The sequence below is a fragment of the Rhizobium sp. CG5 genome (assembly GCF_023701945.1).
Taxonomy (GTDB): domain Bacteria; phylum Pseudomonadota; class Alphaproteobacteria; order Rhizobiales; family Rhizobiaceae; genus Allorhizobium.
The window spans coordinates 179,643-199,003 of record NZ_JABAEF010000002.1 but is presented as its reverse complement, the minus strand read 5'-3'; the positions used below and the strand labels follow the sequence as shown (position 1 = coordinate 199,003).

The 19,361-nt window shown below is 60.4% G+C and carries 16 protein-coding genes, 1 tRNA gene, 1 pseudogene and 1 riboswitch; of the genes and pseudogenes, 5 read left to right on the top strand and 13 right to left on the bottom strand.

Annotated elements, in window-relative coordinates:
* Positions 1 to 10 precede the first annotated feature (10 nt).
* On the top strand, positions 11 to 1,975 hold the full coding sequence (locus tag HGO38_RS04325; RefSeq protein ID WP_250954693.1) for a glycosyltransferase: 1,965 nt from the start codon (positions 11 to 13) through the stop codon (positions 1,973 to 1,975).
* Positions 1,976 to 2,343: 368 nt separating this feature from the next.
* Positions 2,344 to 3,366: a hypothetical protein gene (locus HGO38_RS04320; RefSeq protein WP_250954692.1), complete on the top strand. Its 1,023-nt coding sequence runs from the start codon at positions 2,344 to 2,346 to the stop codon at positions 3,364 to 3,366.
* Positions 3,367 to 3,420: 54 nt separating this feature from the next.
* Here HGO38_RS04320 and HGO38_RS04315 read toward each other — a convergent pair.
* From HGO38_RS04315 to HGO38_RS04305, 3 genes and pseudogenes are all read right to left on the bottom strand, one after another.
* Positions 3,421 to 3,756, bottom strand: a pseudogene (locus tag HGO38_RS04315) (transposase); the annotation flags it as partial.
* A gap of 119 nt (positions 3,757 to 3,875) precedes the next feature.
* Positions 3,876 to 3,949: transfer RNA gene (locus tag HGO38_RS04310), tRNA-Gly, on the bottom strand.
* 62 nt (positions 3,950 to 4,011) lie between these two features.
* Positions 4,012 to 5,109: a 2'-deoxycytidine 5'-triphosphate deaminase gene (locus tag HGO38_RS04305; RefSeq protein WP_250954691.1), complete on the bottom strand. Its 1,098-nt coding sequence runs from the start codon at positions 5,107 to 5,109 to the stop codon at positions 4,012 to 4,014.
* Positions 5,110 to 5,184: 75 nt separating this feature from the next.
* A riboswitch (SAM riboswitch) is annotated at positions 5,185 to 5,263 on the top strand.
* 47 nt (positions 5,264 to 5,310) lie between these two features.
* Here HGO38_RS04305 and HGO38_RS04300 point away from each other — a divergent pair.
* Positions 5,311 to 6,495, top strand: coding sequence for an O-succinylhomoserine sulfhydrylase (locus HGO38_RS04300; protein WP_250954690.1), 1,185 nt, complete (start codon positions 5,311 to 5,313; stop codon positions 6,493 to 6,495).
* A gap of 179 nt (positions 6,496 to 6,674) precedes the next feature.
* Positions 6,675 to 7,067: a Co2+/Mg2+ efflux facilitator ApaG/CorD gene (apaG, locus tag HGO38_RS04295; protein ID WP_250954689.1), complete on the top strand. Its 393-nt coding sequence runs from the start codon at positions 6,675 to 6,677 to the stop codon at positions 7,065 to 7,067.
* 13 nt (positions 7,068 to 7,080) lie between these two features.
* On the opposite strand, the gene HGO38_RS04290 is transcribed toward apaG, so the two are convergent.
* From HGO38_RS04290 to HGO38_RS04280, 3 genes are all read right to left on the bottom strand, one after another.
* Positions 7,081 to 8,073, bottom strand: coding sequence for an Hsp33 family molecular chaperone (locus HGO38_RS04290; protein WP_250954688.1), 993 nt, complete (start codon positions 8,071 to 8,073; stop codon positions 7,081 to 7,083).
* A 176-nt stretch (positions 8,074 to 8,249) separates the two neighbouring features.
* Entirely contained in the window at positions 8,250 to 9,167 is a 918-nt protein-coding gene (argF, locus tag HGO38_RS04285; protein ID WP_250954687.1) for an ornithine carbamoyltransferase, read from the bottom strand.
* Positions 9,168 to 9,183: 16 nt separating this feature from the next.
* The gene (locus HGO38_RS04280; RefSeq protein WP_250954686.1) at positions 9,184 to 10,389 is read right to left on the bottom strand and encodes an aspartate aminotransferase family protein; all 1,206 of its coding nucleotides are present in this window, start codon (positions 10,387 to 10,389) and stop codon (positions 9,184 to 9,186) included.
* A 427-nt stretch (positions 10,390 to 10,816) separates the two neighbouring features.
* Here HGO38_RS04280 and HGO38_RS04275 point away from each other — a divergent pair, with 427 nt between their 5' ends.
* Positions 10,817 to 11,350, top strand: a complete 534-nt coding sequence (locus HGO38_RS04275; protein WP_250954685.1) for a GcrA family cell cycle regulator — start codon at positions 10,817 to 10,819, stop codon at positions 11,348 to 11,350.
* Between the two features lie 172 nt (positions 11,351 to 11,522).
* Here HGO38_RS04275 and phoB read toward each other — a convergent pair whose 3' ends face one another.
* From phoB to phoR, 7 genes are all read right to left on the bottom strand, one after another.
* Positions 11,523 to 12,206, bottom strand: coding sequence for a phosphate regulon transcriptional regulator PhoB (phoB, locus tag HGO38_RS04270; RefSeq protein WP_168471363.1), 684 nt, complete (start codon positions 12,204 to 12,206; stop codon positions 11,523 to 11,525).
* A gap of 33 nt (positions 12,207 to 12,239) precedes the next feature.
* Entirely contained in the window at positions 12,240 to 12,953 is a 714-nt protein-coding gene (gene phoU, locus HGO38_RS04265; protein WP_250954684.1) for a phosphate signaling complex protein PhoU, read from the bottom strand.
* 46 nt (positions 12,954 to 12,999) lie between these two features.
* Positions 13,000 to 13,797, bottom strand: coding sequence for a phosphate ABC transporter ATP-binding protein PstB (gene pstB / locus HGO38_RS04260; RefSeq protein WP_502941495.1), 798 nt, complete (start codon positions 13,795 to 13,797; stop codon positions 13,000 to 13,002).
* 14 nt (positions 13,798 to 13,811) lie between these two features.
* Positions 13,812 to 15,164 carry a phosphate ABC transporter permease PstA gene (gene pstA, locus HGO38_RS04255; protein WP_250954683.1) on the bottom strand — a complete coding sequence of 451 codons (1,353 nt, stop codon included), beginning with the start codon at positions 15,162 to 15,164 and terminating at the stop codon, positions 13,812 to 13,814.
* The gene (pstC, locus tag HGO38_RS04250; RefSeq protein ID WP_250954682.1) at positions 15,161 to 16,621 is read right to left on the bottom strand and encodes a phosphate ABC transporter permease subunit PstC; all 1,461 of its coding nucleotides are present in this window, start codon (positions 16,619 to 16,621) and stop codon (positions 15,161 to 15,163) included. Before pstC ends, pstA begins: the two co-directional genes overlap by 4 nt.
* Before the next feature lie 86 nt (positions 16,622 to 16,707).
* A complete protein-coding gene (locus tag HGO38_RS04245; RefSeq protein WP_250954681.1) occupies positions 16,708 to 17,763 on the bottom strand; it encodes a substrate-binding domain-containing protein in 1,056 nt (351 codons plus the stop codon).
* Positions 17,764 to 17,958: 195 nt separating this feature from the next.
* Entirely contained in the window at positions 17,959 to 19,209 is a 1,251-nt protein-coding gene (gene phoR / locus HGO38_RS04240) for a phosphate regulon sensor histidine kinase PhoR (protein ID WP_250954984.1), read from the bottom strand.
* Positions 19,210 to 19,361 lie beyond the last annotated feature (152 nt).

Below are 19,361 nucleotides of genomic sequence, written 5' to 3'. Positions count from 1 at the left end.
TAGCAGAGGAATGCGGGCTGGGGAATATGAAAGGCTGGCATTAGCGCTGGCCGTCGAGTCTCAAATTGCGCCAATCGGTGCCGCGCCAACCAGCGCAGTCCCGGATCGGCATGTTATTTCCTCCCTCTGGGACGAGGCCGTCATCCTCAAGCAACTCGGAATCGGCAAGCCCCTGATCGCCCGCATGGCGCAACGGGCGTTGCGCAACGGCACGACCATCGAGCGGGAATTGCTGCACGGCGGCGGGGTGCGGGAAGACGCCTATTATGCGGGCATGGCGCGCCTGGCAGGTCTGCCTTTCGTGGACGCGATCGAAGATGGCCAGGTCACCGATATCCGCGGCCTGGACAGCCAGCTGCAAAAGCCGACCCATATCCGCCTGAACCATGGCCACAAGCCGCCGGTGACGGTGATCGTGCCGGAAGCGCGCCGGTTTGCGGACCTGACGGCGACGCTTGCCCGGCTGCCGGGCCTGCGGACATCGCTGGCCATTGCCGCGCCCGCCACGGTTCGGCGGGCGGCATGGCGGACTGGAGCAGGCCGTCGGCTGCATTCCGCGATCAACGGATTGTTCGATACCGCGCCACGCTTTTCCGCGAGGGTCGTGCTGGCCGGGCGGCAGGGCTTCTGGATCGGCAGCCTGCTGACGACATTTCTGACCTGCCTGATGCTTGCCACCGAACCCACCTTGCTGGCGCTGCACATCACGCTGACATTCCTCTTCTTCCTGGCGCTGATGCCGCGCCTGGCCGCCGTCGTTCAGTCCCGCCGGACCAGGCCTTGTACTACCGCGACACTTTTGCCAGGCGAAGGGCTGCCGATCTATTCGGTGATGGTGGCGCTCTATCGGGAGACCGACGTCGTCAGCCAGTTAGTGGCCTCGCTGGACAGGCTGAACTGGCCGAAATCACGCCTCGATATCAAATTGGTGTGTGAGGCGGACGACCTGGAGACCATTGCGGCGATCAAGGCCTTGGCGCCCGGTCCCCATGTCGAGATCGTCGAAGTTCCGGCCGGCGGGCCACGCACCAAGCCGAAGGCGCTGACCTATGCACTGGCGGGCGTGCGCGGCGACTATGTCGCCATCTTCGATGCCGAGGACCGTCCGCATCCCGACCAATTGCTGGAGGCCTATCAGCGCTTTTCATCCGCCGCGGACGATATCGCCTGCCTGCAGGCACCGCTGATCATTGCCAATGGCAAAGCCAGCTGCGTCAGCGCGCTTTTCTCGCTCGAATATTCGGCGCTGTTTCGAGGGCTCCTGCCCATTCTGGCGCGCTGCCGGATGCCGCTGCCGCTGGGTGGCACCTCCAACCATTTCAAGACGCATGTGTTGCGCGCCGCGGGCGGCTGGGATCCGTATAATGTCACCGAAGATGCCGATATCGGCCTCAGGCTCTATCGGCTCGGCTACCGGGCCGAGGTCATCCACCGCCAAACCCTTGAGGATGCACCGACCTCGATCCCGGTCTGGACCGGCCAGAGAACCAGGTGGTTCAAGGGCTGGCTGCAGACCTGGCTGGTGGTCATGCGCTCGCCATCCCTGGCCATTGCCGAAATGGGATCTTGCGCCTTTGTGGTCTTCCAGCTGCTGATTGGCGGCATGCTCATTTCGTCGCTGGCCCATCCCGTCATGATCCTGTTCCTCACGCAATCGACCCTAGCCATGATGGGTTTGCCGGGCACTGCGATGTCTATCATGGACAAGGTGCTGTTTTACACCGACATGATCAATGTGCTGGGAAGCTATGCCGCCTTCCTGGCGCTCGGCGCCACCAAGATGACGCGCTTTGAGACGCGGCTGGTGAGCTGGCGCTGGATCTTCATTCCGGTCTATTGGCTGATGATGTCGCTGGCGGCCTGGCGCGCCGTATTCGAACTGCGCTCACGCCCTTTTTTCTGGAACAAGACGCCGCATAGCCCGGCGGCGCGGCCGGAAAAAGAGGCCGTCGACGGCACCGCTCCGCAGCCATAGGCCCTGCCCGCGGCAGGCTCATAAAACACGGCTGTCGTGCAAGCCGTCGATCGCGCGGAGATATGGGGAATTGGAGCGGATGAAGGGAATCGGACCCCTCGTATTCAGCTTGGGAAGCCGCCACATAACCAAATTATTTCAATGCGTTAGAGAGATATTTTTACAGAAAAGCTCTGATACAGCTACCATATGAATCAATAACTTAGCTATAGATGTAAAAAGCGAATAACGTGAGATGACATGTGGATTGTATGCATCTAGGAGCAAGGACCTGCTTACTGCTTCCTACACGTAAGGACAAACACATCGGCACCACTTGCCAGCAACATTGACCCGGCTAAACTAGCTTTTTGTGATCAGGAGTTAGTATGAACACTTTTTCTCAGCCCCCTGCTCCCGACCTTAACATAATCATCTCCCCCTTCCTCGAAGCAATAGACAACAGAAAGCTGAAGATACGACTGCGCCGTGACCACGCACCTCTAGTCACCGCGTACGGCCTTCTACACCGTCGTATGAACCGAGCAATTACATTAGCACTGGATGCGGTCGAAAAATACGAGACAGAAAGGAGAGAAGAGGGATTTAGCGACAGTATTAAAGGCCAACCATCTTTTGCCACAGACGCTTTCACCGATGCTGTCTACCGATCTGCAGAACTGTTCGAGTTCTACGATAGCGATATCGTAGACTACTTAGACCCGTCCCTAAATAGAGATACCAAGAGACGCTATAAGACAGCACTAAAAGGGATTAGCGAACACTGGGAAAGACTGTGCAATGGCTGCAAACACAATCACTCGTTCTTGGTCCCTGTAGAGGGCAATTATGCTGACGGAGCGTGGCTGACTGGCTATTCCTCGTACCGCCATAATGGTGAGGAGATGCGAATAGATCGTGGAATACATCAATTTTCTGACGTCTTGTCCTACAACTGGGCATTCCGAAGGCTAATTGGCGCCATACTAGAAGCTGATACTTTAGCAACCATGCTCGTGAACACCCTGCCAGATGACCCGTCGGCAGATGTAATCGACAGCAACCTGTTGCCTCTACCATACTCTCACAGCTTCCCACGTATCACGGCACGATCACTGGACGCATTTCCTGGAGAAGACAGACACTATGTCCCAGATCTGTCATTTGCCGGAGACACCGGACAGAATATACGGCTTGCTGCGGCACCCCCAATCAAGCGCACAGTGGAGTGCATACTCCGGTGTGTGATTGAGATTACGACGGCGTCTATGGCCATCCAGCAACCGTACTCGGACGAGATGGGTACCTTTGCTTTAACTAGGGGCGAGGGTAACGAGCGTCTGCCACTTGGCGGCTTCTACCGCATCCTAGTGGGCAACATAAGAGTACAGCCTATCAGCACAGACCCGTAGGCAGTTTCTTAAAATCATAAGTTTTTACGAGGAAGGCTCTAGGCTCAGGACCCATTAATCGAGCCAGTAGCAGCAAGTTGCTACGATGAGCATTGCGGATAGGAAGGTGTAGGCGCATCGGCCGTATCTGGTGGCGATGCGCCTCCAATCTTTGATCCTGCCGAACATGTTCTCGATACGATAGCGTTGCCTATAAAGGACTTTGTCGTAGTCGGCCGGGTTGCGGCGCTTCTTGCGTGGCGGGATGCAGGGCGAAATACCCTTGTCTTTCAATCCGTTGCGGAACCAGTCGGCGTCGCAATCACGATCTGCCAGCAATTCCTTTGCTTTGGGCAGGCAATCGAGCAGGCGCCGGGCACCCTGATAATCGCTGACCTGGCCCGCAGCCACGCAGGACGCGATTCGGCAGATTAACGACGCCAGAGCAAGAACGGACGTTGGTAAAACTGAGTGTAAAACCGTTAGAAAAACCGCTCGGAAAACCACCCGTAAGTAATTGAAAAAGCGGCTGGAGCGGGTGAAGGGAATCGAACCCTCGTATTCAGCTTGGGAAGCTGCTGCTCTACCATTGAGCTACACCCGCGCACGCCGCAGAAGTCCTACAGTTGCCGCTTTCTGTCAAGAGCGGCAAGGCGCTCAGAGCCGTCAGGCGGCCCGGAAATGCTTGGACAGTTTCAGGCCCTGGGCCTGGTAATTGGAGCCAAGCCCGCTGCCATAGAGCCCCTGCGGGCGCTCCTGCATGTGTTCGTAGACCAGGCGGCCGATGACCTGGCCGTGTTCGAGAATGAACGGCACTTCGTGGCTGCGCACTTCCAGCACCGCACGGCTGCCCGTGCCGCCGGCTGCGGCGTGGCCGAAGCCCGGATCGAAGAAGCCGGCGTAGTGAACACGGAACTCGCCGACCAGCGGATCATAGGGCGTCATTTCCGCGGCATAGAGCGGCGGTACATGCACGGCCTCGTTGGAGACCAGAATATAGAATTCGTCGGGGTCGAGGATCAGTTCGTCGCGGCCGCGGCTATAGAGCGGCTCCCAGAAATCCAGGACGTCATGCATGCCCTTGCGGTCGACATCGATAACCGAGGTATGGTGCTTGCCGCGATAGCCGAGCAGGCCGTCGGGGCCGGTGCCTTTCAGGTCAATCGACAGGGCGATACCGCCGCCGGAGACGTTGGGGGCTTCGCTGGCAACAAGAGTCTCGGTGCGGTGCAGGTCCAGCAGTTCGCTCTCGCCAAGCAGCGACTGGCCGACGCGGAAGCGGATCTGCGACAGGCGCGAGCCGCGGCGCACGATGACCGGGAAGGTGCGCGGGCTGATTTCCAGATAGAGAGGACCCGTGTAGCCGGCCGGGATCTTGTCGAATTCCTGGGCATGATCGACCATGACGCGGGTAAAGATGTCGAGACGTCCGGTCGAGCTTTTGGGATTGGCCGAGGCCGACATTTCGGCCGGCAGGTCGAGACTTTCCATCAACGGCACGATGTAGACGCAGCCGGTTTCCAGCACGGCGCCGTTTTCGAGATCGATTTCGTGCAGCGTCAGGCGCTCCAGCTTGTCGGCGACGCGGGCATCGCGGCCCGGCATGAAACTGGCGCGGACGCGCAGCGCTTTCGAGCCCAGACGCAAGTCGAGGCTGGCCGGCTGGACCTGGTCGGCGTCGAGTGCTGCCTCGCTTTTCAGGCTACCCGAGGCGAACAGCGCCTCGATGGCGCGATCGGCCAGAATTCCCTTCGTCCTCGTCATGTCCATCACCTCAGATTTTGGCCCGACAAAACCAAAGTCGAGGAATTGACGCAAGCCCGAGTTCGGCGTATTTGAGCCTTATCCCGTGGTGATTTGGCCGGTCGGCTTGCAGCCACGTTAAACAAATGGCTAAATAGACCGGGTACTCAAAACCGGTCCGTATTCGTGGCCGGTTTTTTTGTATTTGAAAGGCATGATGGCATGAGCAAGAATTGGCGTCCGGCAACGCAACTGGTCCATGGCGGGACCCTGCGCTCGCAGTATGGCGAAACCTCCGAAGCAATTTTCCTGACACAAGGTTTTGTCTACGACACGTCTGAAGCCGCCGAGGCGCGCTTCAAAGGCGAGACCGACGGTTTCATCTATGCGCGCTACGGCAGTCCGACCAATGACATGTTCGAAAAGCGCATGTGCATGCTGGAAGGCGCCGAGGATGCCCGCGCCACGGCCTCCGGCATGGCCGCCGTGTCGGCGGCGCTTCTTTGCCAGCTGAAAGCCGGCGATCATATCGTCGCGGCCCGCGCCCTGTTCGGCTCCTGCCGCTGGGTGGTCGAGACGCTGGCACCGCGCTATGGCATCGAGTTCACGCTGGTCGACGGCCGCGACCTCGCCAACTGGGAACAGGCGATCCGCAAGAACACCAAGGTGTTTTTCCTCGAAAGCCCGACCAATCCGACGCTCGAAGTGATCGATATCGCCGGCGTCGCCAGGCTCGCGAACCAGATCGGCGCCAAGGTCGTGGTCGACAACGTATTCGCCACGCCGCTCTACCAGAAGCCGCTGGAGCTTGGCGCCCATGTGGTCGTCTATTCGGCCACCAAGCATATTGACGGCCAGGGCCGATGCCTGGGGGGCGTCGTGCTCTCCGACAAGGAATGGATCGACGAGCACCTGCACGATTACTTCCGCCATACCGGCCCGGCCATGTCACCGTTCAACGCCTGGACGCTTCTGAAGGGCGTGGAAACGCTGGCCCTGCGCGTTAAGCAGCAGACCGAGACCGCAGCAAAGATCGCCGACTTCCTGGCCGAGCAGAACCAGGTGGCCAAGGTGATCTATCCCGGCCGCGCCGACCATCCGCAGGCCGACATCGTCGCCAGCCAGATGAGCGGCGGCTCGACGCTGGTGGCATTCGAGTTGAAGGGCGGCAAGGAGGCGGCATTTGCCCTGCAGAATGCCCTCGACATCGTGCTGATTTCCAACAATCTCGGCGATGCCAAGACGTTGATCACCCATCCGGCGACCACAACCCACAAGAACCTCAGCGACGAGGCCCGTGCGGAACTCGGCATTTCCGGCGGAACGGTGCGGCTGTCCTGCGGCATTGAGGACACGGACGATCTTCTCGAGGATTTCGCCCAGGCTTTGCGGAGCGTTTCGGCCTGATCCGATAAAGCTCGCCCTGGCCTCGGCTGTGGGCGAGCTCGTCTGTTTACCTAGACCATTAGTGTTAAGATGAGAAAGGCCGCCAAAGGGGCCCCAAAATCCGTTGAGAATCTTGCATTCCTTGACGCCATTCCCATCCTATAGGATATGCTTAGTACATCTTTAAAAAGGGACGGCGCATGTATCGTGCCTTGACACGGGATATAGAAGTGGTGGTCGAGCCATTCTATCTGGAGGAGCAATCCGATCCGGATGACGACCGCTATGTCTGGGGTTATCGGATCGTCATCGCCAATCATTCGATCGAAACCGTGAAGCTGACCCATCGCTACTGGCATATTACCGACCAGAACGGCCAGGTGGACGAGGTCAACGGACCGGGTGTGATCGGCGAGCAGCCGCGCCTGGAGCCCGGCGACAGCTTCGAATACACGTCAGGCTGCCCGCTCGACACCCCGTCCGGGCTGATGTTCGGCCATTACCTGATGCAGACCGATCGGGGCGAGATGTTCGAGGTGGCGATCCCGGCCTTTTCTCTCGATGCGCCGGGACTGTTGCGCGTGCTGAACTGATGCGAACGCCGCATCAGGCGTTCTCGACCTCATCCAACTGATAGCGATAGGTGGTCGAACAGAACTCGCAGGTGACCGCGATTTCGCCCTCTTCGTCGCTGGCGGCGATCTCATCGGCGCTGAAGCCCTTCAGCACACCCTTGATCTTGTCGCGCGAACAGCTGCAGCGGTCCTGCATCTGCAGAGGCGGATAGACCCGCACGCCGCGCTCGTGGAACAGCCGGAACAACAGCCGCTCCACACCGATCAAGGGATCCGTCAACTCGTCGGAATCGATGGTCTCGACCAGGGCGCGGGCTTCGGCCCAGGCATCATCTTCGACATGATCCATGCCCTGGCCCACATCGCCGTCGCCGCCATGCAAATCAGGCTGGCGCATGCGCTCAGGGGCTGTCGGCAGGAACTGGGCCAGCACGCCGCCTGCCCGCCAGGAGTGCCGCGGCTTGCCCTCTGCGTCACGGTCGAACAGCTCGGCGACACCAAGCCGCACACGGGTCGGGATCTGTTCGGACTGGCGGAAATAGAGGCCGGCAACCTCCTCCAGCGTCGAGCCGTCCAGCGGCACGATACCCTGATAGGGCTGCATGTAATTGCCCTGGTCGATCGTCAGCGCCAGGATGCCGTTGCCCAAAAGCTGCGACGGTGATGCTTCGCCTGCCGCAATCGCCGCCGCCAGCCGCTCCTCGTCAAAACGGGCATAGGCGCGGACGCTGTCAGGCGCTGCAAAATCCGCCACGAGCAGATCCACCGGTCCATCGGTCTTGGTCTGGACAATGAACTTGCCCTGGAATTTCAGGGAGGTGCCGATCAGCACGGTCAGCACGATGGCCTCTGCCAGGAGCCTGGCTACGGCCGGCGGATAATTGTGGCGCCCGAGAATGCTATTGAGCAGGGGACCCAATTGCACGGCGCGACCGCGCACATCCAGGCCTTCGACCTGGAAGGGGACGACGTGATCATCTCCGGCGAAATCGAATTCGCCCAGCGCGTTCGACCTGTCTGACATAATTGCTACTCCATGGCGCGAGGGACGCCCGATCAAAAGGAAGCCCAGTGGCTTCACGGAAAGCGCACACATGGGGTTTACGCAGCGAAAGATCAAGCACGGACAAGCCGTTGCAGCCCGCCGACCACCGCAGCCCTGTGCTCAACCTGCTTTACGATACGATACCCCGGAAATGGTTAAACCGCTCCGAAGCACCAGGCAAGGATGGATTTCTGCGCATGCAGGCGATTTTCCGCCTCGTCGAAGACCACCGACTGCGGCCCGTCGATGACCTCGTCCGTCACTTCCTCGCCGCGATGGGCGGGCAGGCAGTGCAGGAACAGCGCGTCCGGATTGGCCTTGGCCATCAGCTGCGGATTGACCTGGAACGGCTGGAAGACATTGTGGCCACGGGCCTTGTGCTCCAGATTCATCGACACCCAGGTGTCGGTGATCACCGCATCGGCATTGGCCACGGCGCGATCGGCGTCATGGCAGAGCATGATCTCGCCGCCATTGTTGCGCGCCCAGTTGAGGATACGGTCGTCCGGCTCGGAGCCGAGCGGCACCGCCATATTCATGCGATAGCCAAAACGCGCCGCACCTTCCACAAGCGAATGCAGCACATTGTTGCCGTCGCCGGTCCAGGCGAGCGTCTTGCCCTTGATCGGGCCGCGATGTTCCTCAAGGGTCAGGATATCCGCCATGATCTGGCAGGGATGGGTGAGATCGGTCAGCGCATTGATGACCGGTACGGTGGCGTGCTCGGCCATTTCCAGCAGGCGCGCATGATCGGTGGTGCGGATCATGATCGCATCGACATAACGCGACAGGACCTTGGCCGTATCGCCGATGGTTTCGGCGCGACCGAGCTGCATTTCGGTGCCCGACAGGAACAGCGTTTCACCACCCAGCTGGCGCATGCCGACGTCGAACGAGACGCGCGTGCGGGTCGACGGCTTTTCAAAAATCATCGCCAGCATCTTGCCGGCCAAGGGCTTGTCGGCCGTGCCGGCCTTGGTCGCCGTCTTGCGGGTGCGGGCGTCGTCGATGATCTTGCGCAGATCCTCGGCAGTCATGGCCGAAAGATCCAGGAAATGCTTGGGAGATGCCATTATTCCATACCTGTCCTTAAGCCCGGGCAGCGAGCACGGGTTCGCGCGCACTCAGGCTCTCTGCGGCCAATTCGATGCGATGCAGGCCCTCGCGGGCTTCCTCGGCCGTGGTTGTCAGCGGCGGCAGAAGACGAATGACATTGTCGCCCGCCGGAACGCCGAGCATGTGCTCGGCGCGCATGGCCTTCAGCAACTCGGCCGACGGCACCTTGGCCTTGATGCCGAGCATCAGGCCCTCGCCGCGGATCTCCTCGATGACATCGGGGAACCGGTCCTTCAGGGCGGCGAGACCCTGGCGGAACACCAGAGCCACGTCGCGGACATGCGGCAGGAAATCATCCGCCAGCACGATATCGAGAACGGCATTGCCGACCGCCATGGCCAGCGGATTGCCGCCATAGGTCGAGCCGTGGGTGCCGGCCTTCATACCGGATGCCGCTTCTTCGGTCGCAAGGCAGGCGCCCAGCGGAAAGCCGCCGCCGATGCCCTTGGCAACGGCCATGATATCGGGCGTGATGCCGGCCCATTCATGGGCAAACAGCTTGCCGGTGCGGCCGACGCCCGACTGCACCTCGTCGAGGATCAGCAGAAGCCCGTTGTCGTCGCAGATGGAGCGAAGTTCGCGCAGGATCTCGTTGGAAACAGTGCGGATGCCGCCCTCGCCCTGGACCGGTTCGATCAGGATCGCAGCCGTCGCATCGGTGATGGCGGCCTTCAAAGCCTCCATGTCGCCGAACGGCACCTGGTCGAAGCCGGGAGCCTTGGGACCGAAGCCCTCCAGGTATTTCTCCTGGCCGCCCGCGGCGACCGTCGCGATGGTGCGGCCGTGAAACGCGCCTTCGAAGGTGATGATGTGGAATTTCTCAGGGTGCCCCTTGGCATACTGATAGCGGCGGGCCGTCTTGATCGAGCATTCCAGCGCTTCGGCGCCGGAATTGGTGAAGAACACCTTGTCGGCAAAGGTTGCCGCGCAAAGCCGCTGCGCCAAACGCTCCTGGCCTGGGATCTCGTAGAGATTGGAGAGATGCCAGACCTTGTCGGCCTGTGCCTTGATGGCTTCCACCAGATGCGGATGGGCATGACCAAGCGAATTGACGGCGACACCGGCGGCAAAATCGAGATAGCGCTGGCCATCTTCGGTGAACAGCCAGACCCCTTCCCCGCGCACGAACCGCAGGGGCGCCCGCATATAGGTTTCGTAGAGCGGCGAGGCTTCAGCCATGGCGCAAAAACTCCTTCGACGAGACTAAAATGTCCATTCCGACCGTCAAAAGATCGGACATGCCCGAAAAATTAAAAATGCCGCCTTGCGGCGGCCAGAGCACTATCCCGATTTCGGCCCATGCTGTCAACAAAACAACGCAATAACAGTGTTTTTACGGCCTTCCCGCTGGGTGTCGCAACCTCAGCCCGGTACTTTTTTCAGACGCACACAAATGAGCAAGTTGGGGAAAACCCGAAAATCGAATCATCCTGATTCGGCCGACTCTTGTCACGGAGTCAGGCTCACACTAGGTTAACGAATAATTACTAGACTGCATGCGGCGGAACTAGTCACCGACAGTAACGAGGCAAGTTGCGTTCCGGATTCGTCCGGAGCAACGGTGAGGGATTCTGCCAACAGACACGCGATAGGCGGAGATAGCGGCATGAACTGGACAGACGAGCGCGTCGAGCGGCTCAAAAGACTTTGGGCTGAAGGGCTGAGTGCGAGCCAAATTGCGGCCCAGCTGGGTGGCGTCAGCCGAAATGCCGTGATCGGCAAGGTCCACAGGCTGTGCCTGCCGGGCCGGGCAAAGGCCGGCGGCAGCACCTCGGCAAGCCGGGTGGCGGCTGCCAAGCAGCGCACCACGTCCGCGCCGCGGGCGCCGAATTTCGCCTCGCGCGTCACCACCCGCACGGTCACCCGTGCCGATGGCGCAACGATGATCAAGGAAGAGGTCGAAATCGACGGCCACGAGGAAGTGGAAGTCGTCCGCCCCAGCAATGTGGTGGTGCCGATCTCCAAGAAACTGTTGCTGACCGACCTGACCGAACGGACCTGCAAATGGCCCGTCGGCGATCCGATGAAGGACGACTTCCACTTCTGTGGCTGCGATTCCCCGGATGCGTCGCCCTATTGCGCCTATCACGCCAAGATGGCCTATCAGCCGGTCGGCGAACGGCGCAAGGCAGCGCGCTAACTCTCGCCAGGACCTTCGGGCCAACCCGGTTCGAAGGTCCTGCTCGACCGGTCATGCCGGAAGCGCCAATTTCGGCCGCACACAGGCCTGCCTGTTTCAGCACTATCCATCAATACAAAAAAACGGGCCCTTGCCCGTTTTTTCGTTTTCGTTTGCGTGCTTCAGCCGGCGCTCAGGCTTCCATCGAATAGCCTGCGCCGCGAACCGTGCGGATCACATCCTGCATGCTGGAAAAGTTGAGCGCCTTGCGCAGGCGTCCAACATGAACGTCGACCGTGCGCTCATCGACATAGATGTCATGTCCCCAGACGCCGTCGAGTAGCTGCGAGCGGGAGAAGACCCGGCCCGGCGACGCCATCAGGAATTCGAGAAGCCGGAATTCGGTCGGTCCGAGGCGGACTTCGCGGCTCTTGCGGTGAACCCGGTGCGTTTCGCGGTCGAGTTCGATGTCGCCGCAGCGCAGCACGCTGGACAGCACTTCGGGACGCGCCCGACGCAGCATGGCCTTGACGCGGGCCATCAGTTCCGGCGTCGAGAACGGCTTGACGACATAGTCGTCGGCGCCGGTTGCAAGGCCGCGAACCCGTTCGCTTTCCTCGCCGCGCGCCGTCAACATGATGATCGGCAGACGCTCGGTCTCCGGCCGCATGCGCAGGCGCCGGCACAATTCGATGCCCGACACGCCCGGCAGCATCCAATCGAGGATCAGCAGGTCGGGTACCCGTTCCTGCAGGCGCAGTTCCGCTTCGTCGCCACGAAGAATGGCCTCAACCTCGTAGCCCTCGGCTTCCAGGTTGTAGCGAAGAAGCACGCTCAGTGCTTCTTCGTCCTCAACCACAGCTATTTTCGGCAGCATTTGCTCACGTACCCCTTCAGGCGGGAAACATCATTACTCGGCAGAGACGCCAACAGTCGACGTCAGGTCATCCTTCGGACGCTCACCCTCCGGCTGTGCGCCGGTCGCCATGTAATAGATGGTTTCAGCGATGTTGGTCGCGTGGTCACCGATACGCTCGATATTCTTGGCGCAGAACAGCAGATGCGTGCAGGTGGTGATATTGCGCGGATCTTCCATCATATAGGTGAGCAGTTCGCGGAACAGCGACGTATAGATCGCGTCGATCTCATCGTCGCGGTCGCGGATCGATTTGGCTTTTTCGGCCGAGCGCGTCGTGTAGACGTCGAGCACTTCCTTGAGCTGGACGAGTGCCAGTTCCGAGAGGTGTTCAATGCCGCGGGCGAGCGTGCGGGGAATGCCGGATTCCTGTACGACCATGACGCGCTTGGCATTGCTCTTGGCCAGGTCGCCGACCCGTTCCAGATCGCTGGCAATGCGCAGCGCGCCGATGATCTCGCGAAGGTCGGAGGCAACGGGCTGGCGGCGGGCGATCGTGATGATCGCCTTGTCGCCGATTTCCCGCTCGGCATTGTCCATGATGACGTCGTCGGAGATGACCTTCTGGGCCAAAGCGCCATCGGAATTCACCAATGCCCGCATGGATTCGCCGACCATCTGTTCGGCCAGGCCACCCATTTCGGAGATCCGGCGCATCAGGTATTTCAGGTCTTCGTCATAGGCCGTGTAGATATGCGATGATGACATGTTCATTGTCCTTGAATTTTGAAACCGCAGCCTGGCGACCCAAGCATCAGCCGAAACGGCCCATGATGTAATCCTGCGTGCGCTGGTCGTCCGGATTGGTGAACATCTTGTCGGTATCGTTTTCTTCGACCAGATAGCCCAGATGGAACATGGCGGTGCGCTGCGACACGCGGGCTGCCTGCTGCATCGAATGGGTCACGATGACGATGGTGAAGTTGGCGCGAAGTTCGTGGATCAATTCCTCGACCTTGGCCGTGGCGATCGGATCGAGCGCCGAGCAGGGTTCGTCCATCAGGATGACTTCGGGGCTGACAGCGATGGCGCGGGCAATGCACAGGCGCTGCTGCTGACCACCGGAGAGGCCCGTGCCCGATTCCTGCAGACGATCCTTGACCTCGTTCCACAGGCCGGCCTTCTGCAAGGCTGCAGATACGATCTCATCGAGGTCCGCCTTGTTGCGGGCCAGGCCATGGATGCGCGGACCATAGGCGACATTCTCGTAGATCGACTTCGGGAACGGGTTGGGCTTCTGGAAGACCATGCCCACCTTGGCGCGCAACTGGACCGGATCCACCTTCGGATCGTAGATATCCTCGCCATCCATATGGATATGGCCCTCGACCCGGCAGATCGAAATCGTATCGTTCATCCGGTTGAGGCAGCGCAGAAAGGTCGACTTTCCGCAGCCGGACGGTCCGATGAAGGCCGTGACCGTGCGGGGCCGGATTTCGATATTGACATCGATGATGGCGTGTTTTTCACCGTAATAAACCTGAACACCGCGAGCGGAGATCTTCGATTCATTCATGACTTCGGCCTTCATCGTCGTTGACATATTGTTCATCATAACTGTTCCCTCTACCAACGGCGCTCGAAGCGACGGCGAAGAATGATTGCGACTAGGTTCATCGTGATCAGAAACACCAGCAGGACAATGATCGCACCGGAGGCACGCTCGACAAAGGCCGGGTCGCCGCGCTGGGTCCAGTTGTAGACCTGGACGGGGAGAGCGGACGCCGGGTCGAACAGACCATCCGGAGGACCGGCGGGATATTCGCGCACGAATGCCACCATGCCGATGAGCAGCAGCGGTGCGGTTTCCCCAAGTGCGCGGGCCAGGCCGATGATCGCGCCCGTCAAAATGCCGGGCATGGCCAGAGGCAGAACGTGGTGGAAGATCGACTGCATCTTGGAAGCCCCGACGCCGAGCGCTGCATCGCGGATCGATGGCGGCACAGCCTTGAAGGCGGCCCTTGTCGCGATGATGATCGTTGGCAGCGTCATCAGTGTCAACACCAGGCCCCCAACGATGGGAGCGGACTGCGGGAGGCCGAAGAAATTGATCAGCACCGCAAGACCCAGGATACCGAATACGATCGAAGGAACCGCAGCCAGGTTGGCGATATTGACCTCGATCAGGTCGGTAAAGTGGTTCTGCGGCGCGAACTCTTCCAGATAGATCGAGGCGGCCACGCCGAGCGGGAGCGACAGGGCCACAACAATCAGCATCATGTAGATCGAGCCGATGATGGCGACACCGAGGCCTGCCGCTTCCGGCCGCGTATCGGATGCGTCAGGTGCCGTGAAGAAGCCCCAGTTGAAACGCGTCGTCAGGATCCCGGCTTCTTTCAACTTGTCCGCCAGCATAAGCTGTTCCGGCGAGGTATTGCGGTCCACTGCAGCACTTTCCATGGTCACGCGCCCCTTGTAGTAGCCGTCGATGCGACCAGCCGCCAGAAAGTTGAAGGGGTGGGTGGTGCCGATGACTGTGGGATCAGCGAGAACGAAACGGCGCAGGTCGGCCGGAGCTTCCTTGGAAATCAAGTCCGCAGCAGCCTTGGCATTCATGGTGTCGACGGCAATTCCCTTGGCCGCCATTGCATCGCTGAGCGCCTTCTGGATCAAAGGCACATAACCGAAGGTCGAGACCTTGGCGATGTTTTCCGGGTTACGGTCGCCGGCCTTGTCGAGAACCGCCGCATCGAGATCGACGTTGAGCGTGATGTAGGTCTGCTGAAAGGACGTTGCTCCGTTCGACAGGATGGACGCCAGCAGTCCGATCAGTGCCAGGATGCCGAGACCGACGGCCATCTTGCCCATCATGCGGAAGCGCGCTTCCGAGGCGTTGCGACGACGCGTCCGTTCATCCGCCGCGTAGAGAGACTTTGCCTGCAGGGCGGTGGTTTTGCTGAACACGGAGATGTCGGTCATTCGTACTGCTCCCGATATTTGCGCACGATGTAAAGAGCCATCACGTTCAGCGCGAGCGTGATCACGAAGAGGGTCAGGCCGAGGGCGAAGGCGACAAGCGTTTCAGGGCTTGAAAACTCCGTATCGCCGGTCAGCTGGCTGACGATCTTCACCGTCACGGTCGTCATGGCTTCGAATGGATTGAGGGCGAGTTTGGCCGCAGCACCCGCGCCCAGCACTACGATCATGGTTTCCCCGATCGCACGGCTGGCGGCCAGCAAGACGGCACCCACGATGCCCGGCAGTGCTGCAGGCAGGACCACCAGCTTGATGGTTTCCGACTGCGTGGCACCCAGCCCGTAGGAACCGTCGCGCAGGGCCTGCGGGACAGCGTTGATGATGTCATCCGACAAGGAACTGACGAAGGGGATGATCATCACGCCCATGACCAGGCCGGCCGTCAGAACCGAGGAAGACGAAGTGCCAAGGCCAAGCGGCTCGGCAAACCAGTCGCGCAGGAAGGGACCGACGGTCACCAGCGCGAACAGACCGTAGACGATCGTCGGGATGCCGGCGAGAACCTCGATGGCCGGCTTGACGATGCTGCGTGTCTTCGGACCGGCATATTCGGACAGGAAGACGGCAATCATCAATCCGATCGGGACGGCAACGATCAAAGATATGATCGAAACGTAGAAGGTACCCCACAACAAAGGCAGGATGCCGAGATCGGAACCACCGCGAAACTGCGGGTTCCAGAGCGTGGAGAAGAAGAACTTCTGCCACGGATACAACTTGAAGAACGTGATCGTCTCGAAAACCAGAGAGCCGACGATGCCGACGGTGGTCATGATGGCGACCAGCGACGAGGCCATCAGCACCCATTTGACAAATGTCTCGGTGAGATTGCGGGCCCGTTGTTCGGGACGGATGCTGCGATAGGCCAGCGGCCCCATGATCAAAGCCAGAACCAAAACGGCAACGGACATGACCAGGTTGCTGGTGCTGGCACTCTGCCGATAGGCGCGCGCCGCTTCGAACACCTCGATCGGCACATCGCCACCCAAGGCAACTCCGACTTCCGCCAGGCGTGAGCGGATATTGTTGAAATCGATACGACCGTCATCGAGCTCACTTTCGCCCACTCCGCCCCGCTCGATGACGGCATTCAAACCGTCAGCAATCCGGCGGACGTCGGCCATCACCAGACTATGCGCGCCACCTTCGGGCACCACGCTGTCGGGGATCATGCTGCTGACGCGCCCTTCGATGATGCTCGGCTGCACGGACAGCCACACGACCATCAGCACCAATGCCGGCACGGCGGTGAACAGCGCGACCATCTGGCCGTAATAGCCCGGAAGGGAGTGCAGCTTGGCGCTTCCCGGCGCCCAGAGAGACAGGGCGCGTTGCCTGCCCAGATAAAAGCCAAGTGCCGCAAGCGCTAATACGACAAGGATAATGATGCCCACACTCATTTCGCCCACATCCCCTGAAAATCCCACATCGTCTGAGAACAATGAAAACCGGCGGCGCGATCGTCGCGCCGCCGGGCTTTAGGTGATTACTTCTTCAGCGGGCCCATCGGGGTACGGGCCTTGACGGCAGCCTGAGTCTTGGCAAGTTCCGGATCGGAAACCAGGCCGTAGGCAGCCAGCGGGCCGTTCGGGCCGGCCATGTCGTCGGAGACGAAGAACTCGATGTATTCCTGCAGGCCAGGGATAACATCAAGGTGAGCGTTCTTGACGTAGAAGTAGAGCGGACGCGAGATCGGATATTCGCCCTTGGCGATCGTCTCAACCGAAGGAACAATGCCGGCCATGGTGGCGACACGCAGCTTGTCGGTGTTGTTCTGGTAGAACGACAGGCCGACCACGCCGATGGCGTTCTTGTTGGCCGCTACGCGAGCCAGAGTTTCAGTGTAGTCGCCGTCGATGTCGGTCGATACACCGTCGGTACGCACGGCCATGCAGGCCTTGGCAGCTTCAGCCTTGTCGTTGTTCTTGGCAGCCAACAGGACGTCGTAGGCGCCGTCTTCCTTGCAGCCGTCAACCAGAACCTTCTCGTTGAAGACTTCGCGGGTGCCGTGCTTGGTGCCCGGGATGAAGGCCAGGATCGGCTGTGCCGGCAGGTCAGCGCGGATTTCGTTCCAGGACTTGTAAGGATTGGCGACCAGCTTGCCGTCCTTGAGGACCTGGGCAGCCAGGGCATTGTGCCAGTCGGCCTGGGTGAAGGCAAATTCTGGGCCCTTGAGGTCCGACGTGAACACGATGCCGTCGTAGCCGATGCGAACTTCCTGGATGTCCTTCACGCCGTTGGCGGCGCAGAGATCGATATCCGACTGGCTGATGCGCGAGGAGGAGTTTGCGATGTCGATGGTGTTCTCGCCCACGCCTTCGCAGAGCTTCTTGCGGCCGGCGCCAGAGCCACCGGATTCAACGACCGGCGTGCCAAAATCGGTGTTCTCGCCGAAGGCTTCAGCCACGATCGAGGCATAAGGCAAAACGGTCGACGAGCCAGCGATCTGGATCTGGTCGCGAGCAACAGCAGCGCCGACGCCAGCGCCGGCGAAGGCAGCGGAGGCCACGAGGGCGGCTGCCGTAAGTTTCAGAACGTTCATGTGAATTCTCCCGTTAATGGGCTTCTGTCTGTGAGCACGCTTGCGGCGCCCACGTTTGCCGAGCATCGGCCCGCTCTTAATAGCGGCACTTACCCCAAGCTTTTATGTCAGTTCCGTGAAACATTTGTGACAGTTCAATTGCTTGATTTTTATAGGTATTTTTTACAAGGGCGGAACAAAGGGAACAGTTTTATGTCAAAACCGCACGGTAAAGTCGGTTCCCTTGCCAATTTCGGATTTGACGATTAGCCGCGCCCTGTGGCGGGTCAGGATATGCTTGACGATGGCAAGGCCGAGGCCTGTGCCTTTCTTGGAGCGGCTGTCGGCGACACTGACCCGATAGAAGCGCTCGGTCAGGCGCGGGACATGCTCGGCCGGGATGCCCGGCCCGTGGTCGACAATGCTGACTTCGACGGCGTGGCCGGGTTCGTTACGCACATGCACATCGACCACCTTGCCCTCCTGACCATACTTGCAGGCGTTCTCCATAAGGTTTTCGAACACCTGGATCAGTTCGTCGCGATCGCCCATGACCTCGACCTTGGACTTTGGCAGATGAAGGCGAAGGTCAACGCCGAGATCGGCGGCAAGCGGCGCCAGGGAATCGCTGACATGGCCGATGACCGGCACGAGATCGACCATGTCGCTGGGCGCCAGGTGGGCCTTCAACTCCAGCCGCGACAGGGACAGCAGATCGTCGACCAGCCGGCTCATGCGATTGGCCTGATCGAGCATGATCGCGAGAAAGCGCTCCTGCGCCTTGACGTCGGAGCGCGCCGGACCCTGCATGGTCTCGATGAAGCCCTTGAGGGAGGCAAGCGGCGTGCGCAATTCGTGGCTGGCATTGGCCACGAAATCGCTGCGCATGCGGTCGATCCGCCGCAGTTCGGAAATATCCTTGAAGGACATGGTGTAGAGCTTCTCGCCGTTTGGCACGCCGGCCGGCAGATCGATCGGGGCAATGCGCACCGTATAGACCCGTTCGGACGGCAGGCGTTCGGAATGCTCGATCTGGTTCGGCTCGTCGGTCGCCACCGTCTCGCGGATCACGTCGAGGATGCTCGGCGAGCGCCAGCGGGCCGACACATGGGACCCCTGCGGCAATGGCCCGAAGGCTCTTTCCATGGCCCGGTTCTGGAAGAGCACCGTCGCGTCGACGCGAAACACCACCACCGGCAGTTCGAGCGCGCCGTAAGCAGCATAGAGAACCGGGGGCAACAGGTCGGCCTGGACCTTCTCCTCTTCGGCGACGTCCGGCCTTGATGCGGGCATCGGCTTTACCGGGCTATGGACGAGGATGGCGATCGAGCACAGGCCAAACAGCATAGAGGTGATCGCCACGTCGGCGCCGGACAGATAGACGGTCAGCGCCGCCAGGGCGGCGGCCAGCAGCAGGGTCCATCGGGAGGACAGGCGCGCTCTCAATCGGCGCAGTGGCGGCAGCATGTCGTTCAAATGCACCTCGGCGAGCGGCAAACAGGCGCGATGAAATCGCGGATTTTCCTTGTTAGCCGTCATTGATGACAGAAGTTTACGTGGCCGGCCATGGCGCGCGTCAATATTCCGCCTGCCGATCCGCCAAAGCCTGTTGGAACGCG